This is a genomic window from Arsenophonus sp. ENCA (assembly GCF_002287155.1).
Classification (GTDB): domain Bacteria; phylum Pseudomonadota; class Gammaproteobacteria; order Enterobacterales; family Enterobacteriaceae; genus Arsenophonus; species Arsenophonus nilaparvatae.
On record NZ_NHNG01000757.1, the window covers coordinates 1 to 2,143 of the forward strand.

Consider the following 2,143-nt stretch of genomic DNA (forward strand, 5'->3'; position numbering starts at 1 on the left):
TAAAGCTCGAATTTACCCTGCATGCAATGGCCTATAACTTATCAAGAGCGGTTGCTCTGATATTATGGATGATTTTTAGTCTATTATTTGTACAAACTAAAATCAGAAAAAGAGAAAATCTGCACGGCGGGATATTGTTGAAAAAAAATTCCACCCCTTTTGCGACAGCCTCATTAATACCGGAGGACGCTATACCTACGGCGTTTACAACGAGCAAGGCAATTTTGCCGTGTCGATGGACGACATGATCCACATTCAAGCACTGGGCAATAACCAGAAAATGGGATTAAGTCCGATTTTGCAACACGCGGATACGATTGGCATAGGCATGAGTGGACAACACTATACCGCCAGTTTCTTTGCAGGTAATGCGCGACCTACCGGTATTGTTTCAGTCAAAGGCGAAATTCAGAAGGAAGGCTGGGAACGCTTAAAGGCGATGTGGGCCAATGCCATGTCGACATTGCGGCGCGAAGAAAACAAAACGCTGCTTATCCCGGCAGATCTGGATTACAAGGCGCTGACCGTTTCGCCAGTCGATGCACAAATTATTGACATGATGAAACTCAATCGTTCAATGATTGCGGGTATTTTTAATCTACCGTCGCATATGATTAACGATTTGGAGAAAGCCACCTACAGCAATATCACTGCACAAGCCATTCACTTTGTACGTTATAGCATCATGCCCTGGGTGGCTAATTGGGAGCAGGAGCTTAATCGGCGTTTATTTACTCGCGCTGAGCGACGTGCAGGCTTTTACGTACGTTTTAATCTCGCTGGTTTGATGCGCGGAACCCCCCAAGAACGTGCTCAATTCTATCATTACGCCATTATTGATGGTTGGATGAGTCGCAATGAAGCACGGGCCTTTGAAGACATGAATCCAGTAGATGGACTGGATGAAATGCTGGTGAGCGTTAATGCCGCCAACCCAATCCCTTTAACGACCGATGAAGAGACAAAAGAAAAAATCAAAGAGGAAATTGCCGATGCTTGACAGGGAAACGCGCTGTTATAGCGGAAATATTAGAACGGAACAACAAGATGCCCACCCCTCACGAATTATTGGCTATGGCTCTGTGTTCAATAGTCGCTCCGAGCCGCTATGGGGTTTTAGAGAAATCATAAAGCCCAACGCATTTGATGGTGTGCTCAATGATGATGTGAGAGCGCTATTTAATCACGATGCCAATTTCATTCTTGGCCGCACGGTAGCCGGAACACTGGCGTTATCGGTGGATGAACGCGGTTTGCAGTACGACATCTGTGCACCCGATACCCAGACAATCCGCGATTTGGTGCTGGAGCCAATGCGAAGAGGCGATATTGACCAATCATCATTTGGATTTCGCGTTGCTCACGATGGTGAGCATTGGTATGAGGACGACGAAGGCATTGTAATACGTGAAATCCATCGGTTTTCCCGGCTTTTCGATGTCAGTCCCGTCACTTATCCGGCCTATCAGGATACGGACTCGGCTGTCCGATCACTAAAAGCCTGGCAGCAAGCAAAAGAAACAGGTGTGCTTCAACACGCCATCAATCAAAGAATGGCGCGCGAGCGTCTATTGACTTTATTAAATGTTTAAAGGATACAAGATGAAACTCCACGAGTTGCAACAAAAACGCCAGACTGTAGCGACCGATATGCGGGCGCTCAATGAAAAAATTGGCGATAACGCCTGGACGGATGAACAACGTACTGAGTGGAATAAGGCCAAGGCATTGCTGCAAAAAGCGTGTTGCTTAATAGTGAAATAAGGGTGTTTCGGTGATTGAAGTAAATTTTACGCTGTTCTGAGATGGAAATTCCAAAGACCTGCGCTAAGGAGTAAGAAGGTATCATCAATAAAGGGTCTACGATTCCGTAAAATTTGGGTCATGCAACCGAGGCGCTTGATACCCGCGATGGCGTGTTCAACTGTAATACGGATGCCCGAGATTATTTTATTTTCTTGTTTTTGTTCAGGCGATAAAGGTCTTTTTCGAGTTCCTTTTTTTGGGATTTGTGTATTAGGATGCTGTTTATCTATACCTTGAAAACCGGTATCTGCCCAGATGGTTACCTCAGGAGGAATATGGCGAATTATATCGACTTTATCGAGTAAGCGTTTATCGTGACGGCGCCCATTTTTGCTCA

At 45.5% G+C, this 2,143-nt stretch carries 3 protein-coding genes and 2 pseudogenes; 4 read left to right on the plus strand and 1 reads right to left on the minus strand.

The features are described from left to right. The 4 genes and pseudogenes from CBG25_RS19590 to CBG25_RS19605 all read left to right on the plus strand — a co-directional run. The coding region (locus tag CBG25_RS19590; RefSeq protein ID WP_290608742.1) for a hypothetical protein at positions 1-248 on the plus strand (248 nt) is incomplete at its 5' end. Continuing rightward, positions 167-1,000 (plus strand): annotated as a pseudogene (locus CBG25_RS19595) (phage portal protein); the annotation flags it as partial. The gene CBG25_RS19590 and the pseudogene CBG25_RS19595, both read left to right, overlap by 82 nt. Then, entirely contained in the window at positions 993-1,592 is a 600-nt protein-coding gene (locus CBG25_RS19600; protein ID WP_290608744.1) for an HK97 family phage prohead protease, read from the plus strand. The pseudogene CBG25_RS19595 and the gene CBG25_RS19600, both read left to right, overlap by 8 nt. Before the next feature lie 10 nt (positions 1,593-1,602). Then, a pseudogene (locus CBG25_RS19605) lies at positions 1,603-1,737 on the plus strand (phage major capsid protein); the annotation flags it as partial. A 53-nt stretch (positions 1,738-1,790) separates the two neighbouring features. On the opposite strand, the gene CBG25_RS19610 reads toward CBG25_RS19605, so the two are convergent. Next, on the minus strand, positions 1,791-2,143 hold a 353-nt coding region (locus CBG25_RS19610), incomplete at its 5' end, for a transposase family protein (protein WP_290603898.1).